Source organism: Streptomyces sp. DSM 40750 (assembly GCF_024612035.1).
GTDB lineage: Bacteria > Actinomycetota > Actinomycetes > Streptomycetales > Streptomycetaceae > Streptomyces.
The window spans coordinates 1765805-1781598 of sequence record NZ_CP102513.1 but is presented as its reverse complement, the minus strand read 5'-3'; the positions used below and the strand labels follow the sequence as shown (position 1 = coordinate 1781598).

12 protein-coding genes are annotated in these 15794 nt (G+C 72.0%); 5 read left to right on the top strand and 7 right to left on the bottom strand.

The window, feature by feature from the left end:
- Nucleotides 1-10 precede the first annotated feature (10 nt).
- A complete protein-coding gene (locus tag JIX55_RS08065; protein WP_257562592.1) occupies nt 11-793 on the top strand; it encodes a CoA transferase subunit A in 783 nt (260 codons plus the stop codon).
- On the top strand, nt 790-1440 hold the full coding sequence (locus tag JIX55_RS08060; RefSeq protein WP_257562591.1) for a CoA transferase subunit B: 651 nt from the start codon (nt 790-792) through the stop codon (nt 1438-1440). Before JIX55_RS08065 ends, JIX55_RS08060 begins: the two co-directional genes overlap by 4 nt.
- A 589-nt stretch (nt 1441-2029) precedes the next feature.
- Here the strand turns inward: JIX55_RS08060 and exaC are convergent.
- The 5 genes from exaC to xylB form a co-directional block, all read right to left on the bottom strand.
- Entirely contained in the window at nt 2030-3553 is a 1524-nt protein-coding gene (gene exaC / locus JIX55_RS08055; protein ID WP_257562589.1) for an acetaldehyde dehydrogenase ExaC, read from the bottom strand.
- Between the two features lie 196 nt (nt 3554-3749).
- Nucleotides 3750-5027 (bottom strand): GAF domain-containing protein, encoded by a 1278-nt coding sequence (locus JIX55_RS08050; RefSeq protein WP_257562587.1) that lies wholly within the window; start codon nt 5025-5027, stop codon nt 3750-3752.
- Between the two features lie 167 nt (nt 5028-5194).
- Nucleotides 5195-5794 (bottom strand): N-acetylmuramoyl-L-alanine amidase, encoded by a 600-nt coding sequence (locus JIX55_RS08045; protein ID WP_257562586.1) that lies wholly within the window; start codon nt 5792-5794, stop codon nt 5195-5197.
- A 225-nt stretch (nt 5795-6019) separates the two neighbouring features.
- A complete protein-coding gene (locus JIX55_RS08040; RefSeq protein WP_257562585.1) occupies nt 6020-7228 on the bottom strand; it encodes an ROK family transcriptional regulator in 1209 nt (402 codons plus the stop codon).
- Between the two features lie 92 nt (nt 7229-7320).
- On the bottom strand, nt 7321-8766 hold the full coding sequence (xylB, locus tag JIX55_RS08035; protein ID WP_257562584.1) for a xylulokinase: 1446 nt from the start codon (nt 8764-8766) through the stop codon (nt 7321-7323).
- A 144-nt stretch (nt 8767-8910) separates the two neighbouring features.
- Between xylB and xylA the strand changes: the two genes are divergently transcribed.
- Both xylA and JIX55_RS08025 read left to right on the top strand, forming a co-directional pair.
- Nucleotides 8911-10077: a xylose isomerase gene (gene xylA, locus JIX55_RS08030; RefSeq protein ID WP_257562583.1), complete on the top strand. Its 1167-nt coding sequence runs from the start codon at nt 8911-8913 to the stop codon at nt 10075-10077.
- Between the two features lie 417 nt (nt 10078-10494).
- On the top strand, nt 10495-11103 hold the full coding sequence (locus JIX55_RS08025) for a hypothetical protein (RefSeq protein WP_257562582.1): 609 nt from the start codon (nt 10495-10497) through the stop codon (nt 11101-11103).
- 75 nt (nt 11104-11178) lie between these two features.
- Here JIX55_RS08025 and JIX55_RS08020 read toward each other — a convergent pair whose 3' ends face one another.
- A complete protein-coding gene (locus tag JIX55_RS08020) occupies nt 11179-12477 on the bottom strand; it encodes an SWF or SNF family helicase (RefSeq protein ID WP_257562581.1) in 1299 nt (432 codons plus the stop codon).
- Nucleotides 12474-15335: a DEAD/DEAH box helicase gene (locus JIX55_RS08015; RefSeq protein ID WP_257562580.1), complete on the bottom strand. Its 2862-nt coding sequence runs from the start codon at nt 15333-15335 to the stop codon at nt 12474-12476. The genes JIX55_RS08020 and JIX55_RS08015 overlap by 4 nt, the downstream gene beginning before the upstream one ends.
- Nucleotides 15336-15579: 244 nt before the next feature.
- On the opposite strand from JIX55_RS08015, the gene JIX55_RS08010 reads away from it, so the two are divergent.
- The gene (locus JIX55_RS08010; RefSeq protein WP_037705135.1) at nt 15580-15768 is read left to right on the top strand and encodes a hypothetical protein; all 189 of its coding nucleotides are present in this window, start codon (nt 15580-15582) and stop codon (nt 15766-15768) included.
- The last annotated feature ends 26 nt before the right edge of the window (nt 15769-15794 follow it).

Here is a 15794-nt window from a genome sequence, read left to right as displayed (position 1 = left end):
CAACTCCCCTATGGACAAAGTGAGTTCCAGCGCCGCCGAGGCGGTCGCCGACATCCCCGACGGGGCGACGCTCGCCGTCGGCGGCTTCGGCCTCAGCGGCGTCCCCGAGGTCCTCATCCGCGCCCTGTACGAGCACGGGGCGACGGGCCTGGAGGTCGTGTCGAACAACTGCGGCGTCGACGGCCGCGGTCTGGGCGTACTGCTGGCCGCCGGGCGCATCGCCCGGGTGACGGGCTCCTACGTGGGCGAGAACAAGGAGTTCGCCCGCCAGTACCTGTCCGGGGAACTGGAGGTGGAGCTGGTCCCGCAGGGCACCCTCGCCGAACGTCTGCGCGCGGGCGGCGCCGGCATCCCCGCCTTCTACACCCCGGCGGGCGTGGGCACGCAGGTGGCCAAGGGCGGACTGCCGTGGCGGTACGCGCCGGACGGTTCCGTCGCGCTCGCCTCCCCGCCCAAGGAGACCCGCGACTTCCACGGGCGTCCGCACATCCTGGAGCACGGCATCACCACCGACTTCGCCCTCGTACGCGCCTGGCGGGGCGACCGGCACGGCAACCTCGTCTTCCGCCGGGCCGCCGCCAACTTCAACCCGCTGGCGGCGATGGCCGGACGTGTCACCGTGGCCGAGGTCGAAGAGCTGGTGGAGCCAGGCGAGTTGGCGCCGGACGAGGTGCACCTGCCGGGTGTCTTTGTACAGCGGGTGGTGGAGCTGACGGCGATTCAGGCCGCCGACAAGCAGATTGAACACCTTTTGATTTCCGCGTCTCCGACACGAGGGACTGTACGAGCATGAGCTGGACCCGCGACCAGATGGCCGCCCGCGCCGCCGCCGAACTCACCGACGGCTCCTACGTCAACCTCGGCATCGGCCTGCCCACCCTCATCCCCGGCCACCTCCCGCCCGGCGTCCACGTCGTCCTCCACTCCGAGAACGGCATCCTCGGCACCGGCCCCTACCCGACGGAGGACGAGGTCGACCCCGACCTGATCAACGCGGGCAAGGAGACCGTCACCGTCCTGCCCGGCGCCTCCTTCTTCGACTCCGCCCTCTCCTTCGGCATGATCCGCGGCGGCCACATCGACACCGCCGTCCTCGGCGCCATGCAGGTCTCCGAGCACGGTGACCTCGCCAACTGGATGATCCCCGGCAAGATGGTGAAGGGCATGGGCGGCGCGATGGACCTGGTCCACGGCGCCCGCCGGGTCATCGTGCTCATGGAGCACACCGCCAAGGACGGCACCCCGAAGATCCTGACCGAGTGCACCCTCCCGCTCACCGGCGAGCACTGCGTCCACCGGATCATCACCGACCTCGGTGTCCTCGACGTCACGCCGTACGGCCTCGCCCTGGTGGAGACCGCGCCCGGCGTCACCCTCGACGAGATCACCGCGAAGACCGCCGCCCCGCTGAGCACCGACCCCGTCACCGCCGCCTGCTGAACACCCCTGGCCCGGCCCGCGACATCGGGTCGGCCGGGAGTGTTACGTCGACGCAGCAGCGCTCTCGCACCGTGCGGCGGGACGTCGAGGTCGCCGATGCTGTCTGCCCCTGCGACCAAGCCGCACACAAGGCCGGCGACTCGGGCGTCCGGCGCCGCACCCGCGCCGTTGGTCGCCCAGATCAACCTCGCCTTCCGATGCCGCCGGATGCGCGCCCCGGCCGACCAGCCGGAGCCCAGCGGTACCGACGCACCGCAGCAGCCAAGTCGTCGATACCGACCTCCCGCGTACTCTCACCGCCGAATGACCGGCAGGACGAGCCGGCTGGGGTGCTCGGGGCCGTGCAGCACGCGGTTGGTGGCGACCAGGGTCTGAGCCTGGGATTCCTGGGCGATGCCGCCGCCCCGACGGCCGTTGAAGGCGCGTCAGCCGGGTTCTGGCCCGGAAATGTCCCGGAACGGCTGGTCAGACGCGGGGTCGCGGTGTGGGGGATATCGGGAGCAGAGCCATATTTCGAATCACGGCACAGGTGCCCGCCATGGAGGGCGCCTGGCGGACATTTGACCAGGTCAGGCGCCCTTTTTTGTGCCTAGAAGAAGCCCAGCTTCTTCGGCGAGTACGACACCAGGAGGTTCTTCGTCTGTTGGTAGTGGTCCAGCATCATCTTGTGGGTCTCGCGGCCGATGCCCGAGCCTTTGTAGCCGCCGAACGCCGCGTGGGCAGGGTAGGCGTGGTAGCAGTTCGTCCAGACGCGGCCCGCCTGGATGGAACGGCCCGCGCGGTAGGCCGTGTTGGCGTCCCGCGTCCAGACGCCCGCCCCCAAGCCGTACAACGTGTCGTTCGCGATCTTGATGGCGTCGTCGAAGTCGTTGAACGACGTGACGGAGACCACCGGCCCGAAGATCTCCTCCTGGAAGATCCGCATACGGTTGTCGCCCTCGAAGATCGTCGGCTGGACGTAGTAACCGCCCTTCAACTCGCCGTCGTGCTCGATGCGTTCACCCCCGATGAGGATCTTGGCGCCTTCCTGCCGGCCGATGTCCAGGTAGGAGAGAATCTTCTCCAACTGGTCGTTGGAGGCCTGGGCGCCGATCATGGTGTCGGTGTCCAGCGGGTGCCCGGTCTTGATCTGTGCGGTGCGGGCGACGGCCGCCTCCATGAACTCGGCGTAGTTGCCGCGCTGCACCAGCGCCCGCGACGGGCAGGTGCACACCTCGCCCTGGTTGAGCGCGAACATCGTGAAACCTTCGAGGGCCTTGTCACGGAAGTCGTCGTTCGCCGACCACACGTCGTCGAAGAAGATGTTCGGCGACTTGCCGCCGAGTTCGAGGGTCACCGGCGTGATGTTCTCCGAGGCGTACTGCATGATCAGGCGCCCGGTCGTCGTCTCACCCGTGAACGCCACCTTCGCCACACGCGGACTCGACGCCAGCGGCTTGCCCGCCTCCACCCCGAACCCGTTGACGATGTTCACCACACCCGGCGGCAGCAGATCCGCCACCAGCCTCAGCCAGACATGGATGGACGCCGGGGTCTGCTCGGCCGGCTTCAGCACGACGGCGTTGCCCGCCGCCAGCGCGGGCGCCAGCTTCCAGGTCGCCATGAGGATCGGGAAGTTCCACGGGATGATCTGGGCGACCACACCCAGCGGCTCATGGAAGTGGTACGCCACCGTGTCGTCGTCGAGCTCCGCCAGCGAACCCTCCTGCGCGCGGATCGCCCCCGCGAAGTACCGGAAGTGGTCGATGGCGAGCGGGATGTCGGCGGCCAGTGTCTCGCGCACCGGCTTGCCGTTCTCCCAGCTCTCCGCGACCGCCAGCTTCTCCAGATTCGCCTCCATCCGGTCGGCGATCTTCCGAAGAATGTCCGAACGTTCGGTCACGGACATACGCCCCCAGCCGGGCGCGGCCGCGTGCGCCGCGTCCAACGCGCGCTCCACGTCCTCGCTCGTACCCCGCGCGATCTCCGTGAACGGCAGCCCGTTCACCGGACTCGGGTTCTCGAAGTACTGCCCGCGCGCCGGCGGCACGTACTCACCCCCGATGAAGTGGTCGTAACGCGCCTCATAGGAGACGACCGCGCCGTCCGTACCGGGCGCTGCGAAACGGGTCATGAATACCTGCCTCCCGAGAAGCGCCACCCGCCATTGGGCAGCTCTCGCGAGGAGGCTAGAAACCCGAATGTTGCAACGACGTTGCGCCGCCCCGCCCCGCCCCGCCCCGCCCCGCCCCCCCCGGCCCCGCCCCCCGCCTCCGCCGAATGACTGTGCGTCGCTGCACCGGGAGTCCCGCCGGCCCCCGGGCCGGCCCTCAGGGACTCCGAAGGCGCCCCCACCCCGGCGGTGCCGCCAGTTCCGACTCCAGTTCGCGCAGCCGTGCCCGTACGGCCGCCGTGGGGCGTACGGTCGCGAGCGCCCGCCACACCGCCAGATCCTCCTCGCCCCAGGGGGCGTGCGCCCAGTCCGCCAGGAGGTCGGGGTCGCGGCGGGCTATCAGAGCCGTGCGCAGCCCGTCGGCGAGCCTGTGCCGCAGTCGCACGACGGCCGGCGCCTGCGAACCGGGCAGCAGCGGGCCCCCGTACGCCGACACGGCCGCCGTCACCGCGCCCGTCTCCAGCCTCCGTTCCACGACCGACACATCGGACTCGACCGGAACCGTGAGCCGGTACGGACGCGACCCCAGCCACGCCGGCCCGAGCAGCCGACGCAGTCGGGCCAGTTCGGCCCGCAGTGTCACCGGCGTCACCGACTCGTCCTCGTACAGGGCGCAGAGCAACTCGTCGCCGGACAGGCCCTCCGGGTGCCGGGCGAGCAGCACCAGGATCTCGCTGTGCCGACGGCTGAGCCTGATCTTCCGTCCGCCGACGAGGAGTTGGGCCTCGTCACGGCCCAGCGCGGCCAGTTCGAGCGCGTCGGCCGAGGCCCCGGGCGGGGCGAGCAGCGCGAGCTGGGACTCGGCGGCCCGGGCCACCGCCTGCACGAAGCCGAGGCTGTGCGGATGAGCGAGGCCGTCGCCGCCGGTGATGTCGACCGCGCCGATCACCCGCCCGGTGCGCGGATCGTGCACCGGTGCCGCCGCACACGTCCACGGCTGCACCCGCCGTATGAAGTGCTCGGCCGCGAACACCTGCACGGGCCGGTCCACGGCGACCGCCGTGCCCGGTGCGTTCGTACCCACCGCGGACTCCGCCCAGCGCGCCCCCGGCACGAAGTTCATCAGGTCCGCCCGCCGTCTGGTCGCCGGATCCCCTTCCACCCACAGCAGCCTGCCCTGCGCGTCGCACACGGCCAGCAGATGCTCGCCGTCCGCCGCGAACGTACCCAGCAATTCGCGGAACAACGGCATCACCCGGGCCAGCGGATGCTCCGCGCGGTAGGAACCGAGGTCGCCGTCCGTCAGCTCCACACACGCGGTGCCCTCCGGCCCGACACCGGCCCTGGCCGAACGCCGCCACGAGTCCGCCACCACGGAACGCACCGGTCGCGCCACCGCGCCTCCCTGTGTGAACACCTCATGGGCGCGGCGCAGCACCCGCACTCGTTCGACGGGGTCGGCTCCCGGCTCCAGAGCCACCCAAGGATCGGTCAACTCGGCCTCCCGGAAAGGCGTGCACACCAGGGACCATCGTCACCGCCGGACACACACCCCGACAAGCCACGCGACCCCCTTCCCTGGCTCGGACGGCCGTGGCTCGGACCCTCAGGCTCGGACACCCTTGGCTCGGACGGCCTCAGACCGCGTCGGCTCGGACGGACTCAGCCGGCATTGACCAGACGTATGTAGCGAGCCCAGTCCCAGTGCGGCCCCGGATCGGTGTGGTCCGTGCCCGGCACCTCGTGGTGGCCGATGATGTGGGCGCGGTCCTTCGGTATGCCGTACTTGTCGCAGATCTCGGCGGTGAGCGCCGCCGACTGCTCGTACATCGCACCGGTGAAGTACTCGGGCCGGTCCACCCAGCCCTCGTGCTCGATGCCTATGCTCCGCTCGTTGTAGTCCCAGTTGCCCGCGTGCCAGGCGATGTCGCGCTCACGGACGCACTGGGTGACCCGCCCGTCGGCCGACCGGACGACATAGTGCGCGGAGACCTGCTTCGCCGGGTTCCAGAAGACGGGCAGGGTGTTCTTGTACGTCGTCTGCGTCACGTGGATGATCACCAGGTCGACGGGCTGGCCGGTCGGGCGGTCGGCCGCGGTGTAGTTGGCCGGGTTCGCCGGCTCCCAGCGGGCGTGCGCGTGGTCCACGTCCGGCGACTGGGCGCCGGCCCGGGGGTTCGGGAGCAACGCGTAGGGGATCGTGGCGAGGGCGGTGCCCTGCAACAGCCGCCGCCGGCTCGGCAACGGTTTGGCTCGCTCCATGGGGGCTCCGTTCTGCCGAAGAGGAGGAGTTTTCGGATGTCGTGCTCGAAGACGCATCCGCAGGTCGAATGGCTGCGCCTCACGTGAATCACGGTACGGCGATTGCCGATCGGGCCGTCGGAGCGCGTGGAGATCGGTGGAAAAGCGGCGAGTTGTGGATAACTTCGTCACCCGGCAGGGGGAATTGCCGCGTAGGCCTGTGAGTTGCGAGGTGCGTCGGCTGCGCTACGGCCGGACCCCGACCGTCGCCGGATCGTCCAGCACACCCCGCACCACCGAATGCGCCGCACCGAGCAGCGGCCCCTCGGAGCCCAGCCGGGACACGGTCACCGCGCACGCTGGCCCGGCCGTCCGCCGTGCCAACTCGCTTTCCAGCGACGGGAGCAGCCAGGGGGCGAGGGCGGCCAGGGCGCCGCCCAGCACCACGCTCTCCGGGTCCAGCAGATTGACCGCGCCGGTCAGCGCGATGCCGAGCGCGGTGCCGGCGCCGCGCAGGGCCCGGTGCACGTCCTCGTCACCGGCGGCGGCCCGCTCGGCGAGGAACTCGACACGGTGCTCTCCCGGTTCCAGCCCGGCCGCTTGCAACACGGCCTCCTCACCGGCGTACTGCTCCAGACAGCCGCGTCCACCGCACGCGCAGTCGGGACCCTCGGGGTGTACGGGCACATGCCCCAACTCGCCCGCGAAACCGCGCGTTCCCCGGAGCAGTCGGCCGCCCACGACGACCGCCCCACCGATGCCGATCTCCGCGGACACATGCAGGAAGTCGGACGGTGTGCCGGCGCCGAGCCAGAGTTCGGCGAGGCCGCCGAAGTTGGCCTCGTTGTCCACGATCACCGGCAGATCGCCGGGCAGGAGCATGCCGAGGTCCGTGTCGTGCCAGTCGAGGTTGGGGGCGCGGACCACGGTCCGGGCGTCGCCGGCCACCAGCCCGGGCACGGCGACCGCGAGACCCGCGGGCCACAGGCCCTCGCCTTCCGCCTCGGCGACGACCCGTCGGACGAGCTTGGTCAGCTCGTCGATGACCGGCTCCGGCGGTCGGCCGCGGTTGGTGCCGTGCCGCACCGCCCGCGCCCGCACCGCACCGCGCAGGTCCACGGCGCAGACAGCGAGATGGTCGACCCCGATCTCCGCGCCGATCCCGGCGGGACCCCGTCCGCTCAGGGCGAGCGCCGATCCGGGCCGTCCGACCCGGCCGGGCCGCTCGGGGCCCAGCTCCTCCAGGAGCCCCGAGCGGATCAGTTCGTCCACCAATGTCGACACCGCGGCCCTGGTCAGGCCGATGCGCTGGGCGACGGCGGCCCGGGACAGCGGCCCCTCGGCATTGACGGTGTGCATGACCCGGGAGAGGTTGCGGCGGCGCATGCCCTGCTGGTTGTCGGGGAGGCGACGGCCGGAGCCGCTCGGGTGGGCCTCGTGCAGCGGTGCGCTCATGCCTCCCTCGGCTCCTGTCGGCGTGCCCTGGTGGGTGTTCTGTAGATCATGCCGGAATCGGATTTTCCCACTTCAGGCGCCCCCTTGCCCCGTCAGCCGCCGCCCGGTTCGCGCGCCAGCAGCGGTGCCGCGTCGGAGAGCACTCCGGCGATCCTGGCGAGCGTCTCCTCGTCCCGCTCCACGGCCTCCAGTACCGGCCCGCGGGTGGTGTCCCAGCGGCGGGCGACCGCGGCCGGGTCCTCGCCGGTGAGCAGTCCGGCGGCCTGTGCGGCGGCGCCCAGCGCGACCAGTTCCCTGGCCTCGGGGACCTGCACGGCACGCCCCGACAGCCGGCGTACGGTCTGCTGCCAGGCCGTGCCCCGTGCGCCGCCGCCGATGAGCAGCAGCGGTGCGGAGGTGTCCGCGTCGGCGTCGAGCACCAGGTCGAGGGCGCCGAGCAGTGAGTGGACGGCACCGTCGTACGCGGCCTGGAGCAGCTGCCCGCCGGTCGTGTCGTGGCGGAGCCCGTGCAGCAGGCCCGAGGCGTGCGGCAGGGCCGGGGTGCGCTCGCCGTCCAGGTAGGGGAGCAGAGTGACGCTCGTGCCGGGCTCCACGGCCTCACGGTCCAGCCCCAGCAAGGTGGCGACACGGTCGACGGCCTGGGTGCAGTTCAGGGTGCAGGCCAGCGGCAGCCAGTCCCCGTGCGCGTCGGCGAAGCCCGCCACCGTGCCGGTCGGGTCCGCTGGGCGGCGCCGGGAAACGGCGTACACCGTGCCCGAGGTGCCGAGGCTCAGCACCGGGGTGCCCGGGCGCAGCCCGAGCCCCAGTGCGGCGGCCGCGTTGTCACCCGTACCGGCGGCGACCAGGGTGCCCTTGGAGAACGGCAGGTCATGGGCGTCCCGTACGGTTCCGGCCACCTCACCCGGCCGGACCACACGGGGCAGCAGCGCCTGGTCCAGCCCCACATGTGCGAGGACCTCCGCGTCGTACGCCTCGGTCGCGGACGCCCACCACCCCGTTCCGGAGGCGTCACCGCGGTCGGTCGTGCCCTGGCCGGTGAGGCGCTCGGTGAGGTAGTCGTGCGGCAGCCGTACGGCCGCGGTCGCGCGGACCGCCTCGGGCTCGTTCTCAGCCAGCCAAGCCCACTTCGTGACGGTGAAGGACGCGCCGGGCACGCTCCCGGTGCGCTCCGCCCAGGCCTTCGCGCCGCCCAGCTCCTCCACCAGGCGGGCGGCCTGCGGTGCCGAGCGCACGTCGTTCCACAGCAGGGCCGGGCGGACCGGCTCGCCCCCGGCGTCGAGGGTGACGAGGCCGTGCTGCTGGCCGCCGATCGACACCGCCGAGGCCTCGCGCGCCGCCTCCCCGCACTGGTGCAGCGCATCGCACAGCGCGTCCCACCACCGGCGCGGATCGCTCTCCCGGCCCGCCCCGGCGGACACGGTGTGCGGCGCCTGCCCGCTCGCCACCACCCGTCCGGTCGACGCGTCGACGACCAGGGCCTTGGTGGACTGTGTGGACGAGTCCACACCGACGACGAGCGGACCCTCGGCTGCTGACATCGGGCTCTCCCTCTCACGCGGCTCGTGACTGCCGCGGACGCGGCTGACGCCTCCGTCGGCGACATCTTGTCTTCCCAGAGACGCGTCCGCATACTAATTTGTAAATCGCCATGACGAAATAGTCGGAGCGCAAGGAGCCGCGGCATGAACTACCAGCCCACCCCCGACGACAGGTTCACCTTCGGCCTGTGGACCGTCGGCTGGCAGGGAAGGGACCCGTTCGGCGACGCCACCCGGCGCGCCCTCGACCCGGTCGAGTCGGTGCAGCGTCTGGCGGAACTCGGCGCCTACGGGGTGACCTTCCACGACGACGACCTGATCCCCTTCGGGTCCTCGGACAGTGAGCGCGAGGAGCACATCAAGCGCTTCCGCGCGGCCCTCGACACGACCGGCATGACCGTGCCGATGGCCACCACCAACCTCTTCACGCACCCCGTCTTCAAGGACGGCGCGTTCACCGCCAACGACCGCGACGTGCGCCGGTACGCGCTGCGGAAGACGATCCGCAACATCGACCTGGCGGTCGAGCTGGGCGCCAAGATCTACGTCGCCTGGGGCGGCCGTGAAGGCGCCGAGTCCGGCGCCGCCAAGGACGTCCGGGACGCGCTCGACCGGATGAAGGAGGCCTTCGACCTCCTCGGCGAGTACGTGACCTCCCAGGGCTACGACCTGAAGTTCGCGATCGAGCCCAAGCCGAACGAGCCGCGCGGCGACATCCTGCTCCCCACGGTCGGCCACGCCCTGGCCTTCATCGAGCGCCTGGAGCGCCCGGAGCTGTACGGCGTGAACCCCGAGGTCGGCCACGAGCAGATGGCCGGGCTGAACTTCCCGCACGGCATCGCCCAGGCCCTCTGGGCGGGCAAGCTCTTCCACATCGACCTCAACGGCCAGTCCGGCATCAAGTACGACCAGGACCTCCGCTTCGGCGCGGGCGACCTGCGCTCGGCCTTCTGGCTGGTCGACCTCCTGGAGAGCGCCGGTTACGCGGGCCCGAAGCACTTCGACTTCAAGCCCCCGCGCACCGAGGACTTCGACGGTGTATGGGCGTCGGCCGCGGGCTGCATGCGCAACTACCTCATCCTCAAGGAGCGCGCGACCGCCTTCCGCGCGGACCCGGCGGTCCAGGAGGCCCTGCGCGCCGCACGGCTGGACCAGCTGGCCCAGCCCACGGCCGCCGACGGCCTGCAGGCCCTGCTCGCGGACCGTACGGCCTTCGAGGAGTTCGACGCGGAGGCCGCCGCCGCTCGTGGCATGGCCTTCGAGCAGCTCGACCAGCTGGCGATGGACCACCTGCTGGGCGCGCGCGGCTGATCACGCGCGCGTGGGAGGCCCTTTTCCGCTGAAGCGGCAGGGGCCTCCGCCTGTCGCGGCCGGCTCCTGCGCCTCTCTTGGCCGATCCCTGCGCGGAATTCTCCGGAATCATGCGATCCATGGCATGAGTCCGTATCAACTCCCGCGCAGGGCTCGCGCCTTGACCGGTTCGCGGTGACTCTGGTCGGTATGGGCATGCCGCCGTTACCGTCCCAGCCTCCTCGGCCGCCGGATGGCACCCCGCCGCCGTCGAACGGCGGAGGGTTCGGGCCGCCGCCGAACGGCGGAGGGTTCGGGCCGCCGCCAGGGGGCTACGGCCCGCCATCGGACGACCCAACCGGGGGACACACACCGCCGCCCGGAGGCTTCGGTCCGCCTCCACAGAGCGGTGGCCCACCCGGCGGGCGCCGCACCCTCATGCTCATCGTGCTGGCCGTGATCATCGCCCTGGGCGCCGTCGCCGCCGTGGTGCTGGTGGCCACCGGGGGCGAGGGGGCGCCGGACGAGAAACCGCCGGGTGAGACCGGCCGCAGCAAGAGCCCTACGCCCACCCCGTCGCTGAGCCTCCCGTCCCGGCTGCCCAGCGACCTTCCGTCGCTCCCCTCGGACCTCCCCGGCGAACTGCCCAGCGGGTTTCCCAGCGACCTCGACTCGCTCTTCCCGGCCCCGGTCGGCGACGAGGTGCCGTACGAGATGCTTCAGACGGACGACTGCTTCTACACCGACGCCGGCCGCCCCGGCCGGGCGACCCCACGCTCGTGCGGCGAACCCCACGACGCCGAAGTGGTCGAGGTGGCCGAACTGCGGGGCAGCTTCGCCGGTGATGCCGCCCCGAAGGAAGCGGCATCGGCCCTCTGCGAGGAGACCCTGGAGCGCAAGGCGGCCGAGCAACCCGCCGACACCGTACGCGGCACCCTCGTGCGGTGTCCCGCCTCCTCGGGCTACGACATCGGCATCGACAACGTGGCCTGCGGTCTCTCCGCCGACGTGGACGGCGAGCGCAAGCTCACCAAGCCGCCGGCGTGAGGAGGTCCCCACGCGCGCGGGACCGCATGTCGCCCCCGCGCGCGTGCGGCATCAGGGGCTCGCCCAGGACGAGCCTCAGGTGTCGGCCTCTGCGCTGGCCGAAGCCAGTGCCGTCGCCGGATCATGGGCGGCCGGGCCCGCGGGTGCCCAGCGGCCCCTCTCCTTGCGGTAGGGCCACCACCGGCCGTCCCGTCCGAGGCGCAGCTGGGCCGAGCCGCCGATCACGGTCCACCTGTTGTGCGCGGAGCGCAGCGGAGGCCGCTGATCCTCGTCCCAGGCCGTCTCCAGAGCGGCACGCGCGCGTGCCAGTGATTCCGCCTGTACGTGCCATTCCTCGTCGAGTACGGCGAGAGCGGCCACCCCGCCGTACCGCCAGGCACGGACGGCGAGCGCCAGCCCTTCCCGGTCATGCGCGGACCCCTGGGCGAGCCGTGCCACGATGCTCGACTCCGGATCACCGGCGGCAAGGCGCACCGCGTCCTGATGGAGCGTCAACTCGTTGTCCACGGGCTGCCGCTCGTGCCCGGGCCGGAGAGCCTCGGCCAGCATCCGGTGCGCCTCCAGAGCCGTCCGCGCCGCCAGGAACTCGAGCGCTGCCGGGTCCACGCCGGGCGCTGCCGGGTCCACGCCGGGCGCGGGCGGGACCTCGGTGTCCAGGGAAGGCGGCAGACCGGGCTCCACGGGCAGCGGGGGCGGCTCGGGGAGTGGCGGAAGGATGTCCCCGGCCGCGTACGCCTCGGCGGCGTCCAGGCCGTCCTGGAGGCCTTCCGGAGCCTCCTGCTCGTCCGTCGCGGGGGCGATGCTGCGGACCTGGAGTTCGTCCAGGAGCGGGCGCTCGGCGCGGCCCCGCATCAGCAGCAGGACGAACGGGTCCTGGTCCAGCAGCCGCGCCACCTGGTAGCAGAGGGCCGCGGTGTGCCCGCAGTGGTCCCAGGCGCCGCAGTCGCACTCCGCCTCCAGATCACCGAGCCCCGGCAGCAGGTCGACTCCCGCCGCCGCGGCGTCCTCGACCAGATGCGGTGGCATCTCACGGTCGAGCAGCGCGGCGATGTGTCCGGCCCGCTCGACCGCCATGCCCAGGAAACGGCCCCAGTGATCCTCGGACAGCTCCTGGAGCAGGACGTCGGCGCGATGGCCGGTGCCGTCACGGTCCTGGACGACGGTCGTGACCCGCCCGGGGCGCACCGACACCGCGCCCACGGCTCCCGCGCGCGCGAGCCTGCGCCCCGCCTTCACCTGCTCCCCGTCCAGCGCCGCGTCCTCCAGGGCCTTCAGCCAGGCCCGGCCCCACCACGTCTGAGCGAAACCCCGCCCGCGCACGGGGGCCAGCGCCTCGAACGTGCGCTCTTCGTCCTGCCCGGTGTGTTCTGTCATCGCGCGCCCCCTCGAAGCTCCACCAGATCGGCCAGGTCGGCGTCGGACAACTCGGTGAGCGCCGCGTCACCGACACCGAGCACCGCGTCGGCCAGCTCCCGCTTGCGCAACAGCATGTCCGCGATGCGGTCCTCGATCGTTCCCTCCGTGATCAGCCGGTGCACCTGCACCGGCCGCGTCTGACCGATGCGGTACGCCCGGTCCGTGGCCTGCGCCTCGACGGCCGGGTTCCACCAGCGGTCGTAATGCACCACATGCTCGGCACGCGTCAGGTTCAGACCCGTGCCGGCGGCCTTCAACGACAGCAGGAAGACGGGCACTTCGCCCTCCTGGAAGCGCTCGACCATCGCCTCGCGCGCGGGGACCGGCGTTCCGCCGTGCAGGAACCGCGTCGGCACCCCGCGCGCCGCGAGATGGCGTTCCAGAAGACGTGCCATCTGCACGTACTGCGTGAACACCAGAACGCTCGCCCCCTCGGAGAGGATGGTGTCCAGCAGTTCGTCCAGCAGCTCCAATTTCCCCGATCTGCCAGGAATCCGGGGCCGCTCCTCCTTGAGGAACTGCGCGGGGTGGTTGCAGATCTGCTTGAGCCCGGTCAGCAGCTTCACGATCAGTCCGCGCCGCTCCATGCCGTCGGCGGCGGCGATCTCCGCCATGGTCTCGCGGACCAACGCCTCGTACAGGCCCACCTGTTCCCTGGTGAGCGACACGGCGCGGTCGGTCTCGGTCTTCGGCGGGAGTTCCGGCGCGATGCCCGGGTCCGACTTGCGGCGGCGCAGCAGGAACGGCCGCACGAGACGGGAGAGCCGCTCCGCCGCGGCGGGATCCCGGCTGCCCTCGACGGCCTGGGCGTACCGGGTGCGGAAGGTGCCGAGCCTGCCGAGGAGGCCCGGAGTGGTCCAGTCGAGGATCGCCCACAGCTCGGACAGGTTGTTCTCCACCGGAGTGCCGGTGAGCGCCACACGCGCGCGTGCCCCGATCGTGCGCAGCTCCTTCGCCGTGTCGGAGTACGGGTTCTTCACGTGCTGTGCCTCGTCCGCCACGACCATGCCCCACGGCACGTCACCGAGCCGCGGCGCGTCGAGCCGCATCGTGCCGTACGTGGTGAGGACGAACTCCGCGTCGGCGAGCCCGTCCAGGCTGCGCCGGGACCCGTGGAAGCGGCGCACCGGCACACCGGGCGCGAACTTCTCGATCTCCCGCTGCCAGTTGCCCATCAGCGAGGCCGGACAGACCACGAGGGTGGGGCCCGCCGACGAGGCGTCGGACTGCCGGTGCAGATGCAGGGCGATCAGGGTGATCGTCTTGCCGAGACCCATGTCGTCGGCCAGACAGCCGCCCAGTCCCAGGGAGGTCATCCGGGCCAACCAGTTGAGGCCCCGCAGCTGGTAGTCCCGCAGTGTCGCGGCGAGCCCGGACGGCTGCCCCACCGGCTCCTGCCCCTCGGGGTCCGACAGACGCTCCCGCAGCGTCGCCAGCCACCCCGTCGGCCGTACGTCGACCATCCGGCCGTCGACCTCCGTGGAACCCGTCAGAGCGGCACTGAGGGCGTCGACGGGTGAGACCTTGCGGTCCTGCTGCGCACGGGCGTGGCGGATCGCCTCCGGGTCCACCAGGACCCACTGGTCGCGCAACCGCACCATCGGGCGGTTCGCCTCCGCGAGCCGGTCCAGCTCCTGCCGGGTGAGCCGCTGGTCGCCGAGCGCGAACCACCAGTCGAAGGCGAGCAGCGCGTCGGCGGACAGGAACGACGGGGTGTCCGACGCGGCTTTGTCAGGTCCCTGCTCGTCGTCCGGCGGGCCGATGACCGCGCGGGCGGTCAACTCGCGCGCCAGCTCCTTGGGCCAGTGCACGTCGACGCCGGCTGCCGCCAGCAGCCGGGCGCCCTCGCCGAGCAGCTCGGTGACCTCCTCGTCGGCGAGCTCCACGGAGTCCGGCACCGCGGCCGAGAGCAGCGGGGTGAGCGGGGCCCAGGCGCGGGCCGCGCGGCGCAGCGCGAGCAGGGCGTCCATGCGGGCGCGCGGGCCGAACGCCTCGGCGCCGGCCCACACGGCGGAGGCGTCCGCGACGAGCGCCGGGTCGCTCACGCTGTGCACCTGCGGGACGGCACGGAACGACAGCCTCGTCCCGGCCGACTGGTCGGCCTGTGCCGAGGCGAGGCCGGGGATCTCGACGCGCAGCGAGACACGGACCCCGGCGTCGTGCCCTGCGGCGACATCGGCGGCCCAGACGCGCTGCTCGGGCACGTACTGCGGTTCCCGGGCGGCGAAGGCCGGTCCGCCCACAGCGACGCTCGCGGCGGGGGAGCGGGGCAGCGAGTCCACGACCGCGTCGAGGAAGTCGCGCAGCAGCCGCTCGGGATCGGGCAGCCGCAACGGCATGCGGTGGTCCACGGGCACCGCGTGCGCCTCGGGTGGCATCGCGGCCGCCAGTTCGCGAACCCGGTCCAGGTCCTCCGCACGCAGCGGGCCCGTCCTCCAGGCGTCACGGCCGCTCGCGGTGACGCCGGGCAACAGCAGTCCCCGCGCGGCGAGTTGCAGCGCCAGCACGGCGGCCGTGCCCCAGAAGGCCGTCGACCGGTGGGCGCCCGCGGCGGCACGCGCGCGCGTGAGCACCGGAAGCGCTGCGCGCACCGGGAGCGACACTGCGGGCACCGACACCGGCTCGACGCCCTCGTCGCCGGGCAGCACGACCGTCAGCTCCGCGGTGGAGCCGTGCGCGACCAGAGGCGGTGTCGGGCCGTCCGGTCGCCAGAAGGCGACGCGGCCGGTACGGGCAGGGTCCGCAGCCACGAAAACGGCACGGCAGCCAGTCAGCCCGGAGACGTCGAAGGGGGTTGCCACGGGGTTCGTCGGCACAGGGATGCTGGACTCCTCAAATTTGACTACTGAGCAAGAATCGCCGATTATACATCACTTCAAACGTCCGGAAGGCATGCTAGGGAGTGATGTGGGTCACTTCTCCCGCTCGGTGGCAGGGGCATCTCAGGGTTGTACGGGGGTTCGACTCAGGGATGCGTCAGGGTCGTGGTCCGGAACTGCGGAGAGCTCGATCCCGTTCTCAGGACAGAGAGCGGCAGTGGCCGCGAAGGAGGCGACGGAGATGTCGAAGAGTACGAAGATCGTCGCGGGGGGTGCGGCAATCGGGATCGTCCTGCTGATCCTGTTGCCCTTCCCCTTCTGGGCCAATCTCCTGATAGTCCTGGGGATCCCCACGGCCGCGTACCTCGCGCTGGACCCCTCACAGCGGCGCAGGCTGCGCCGGGTGGGCCGCAAGGAGCTCGGCCGCTGAGGTGCCACCGGCCCGCCCGTGCGGGC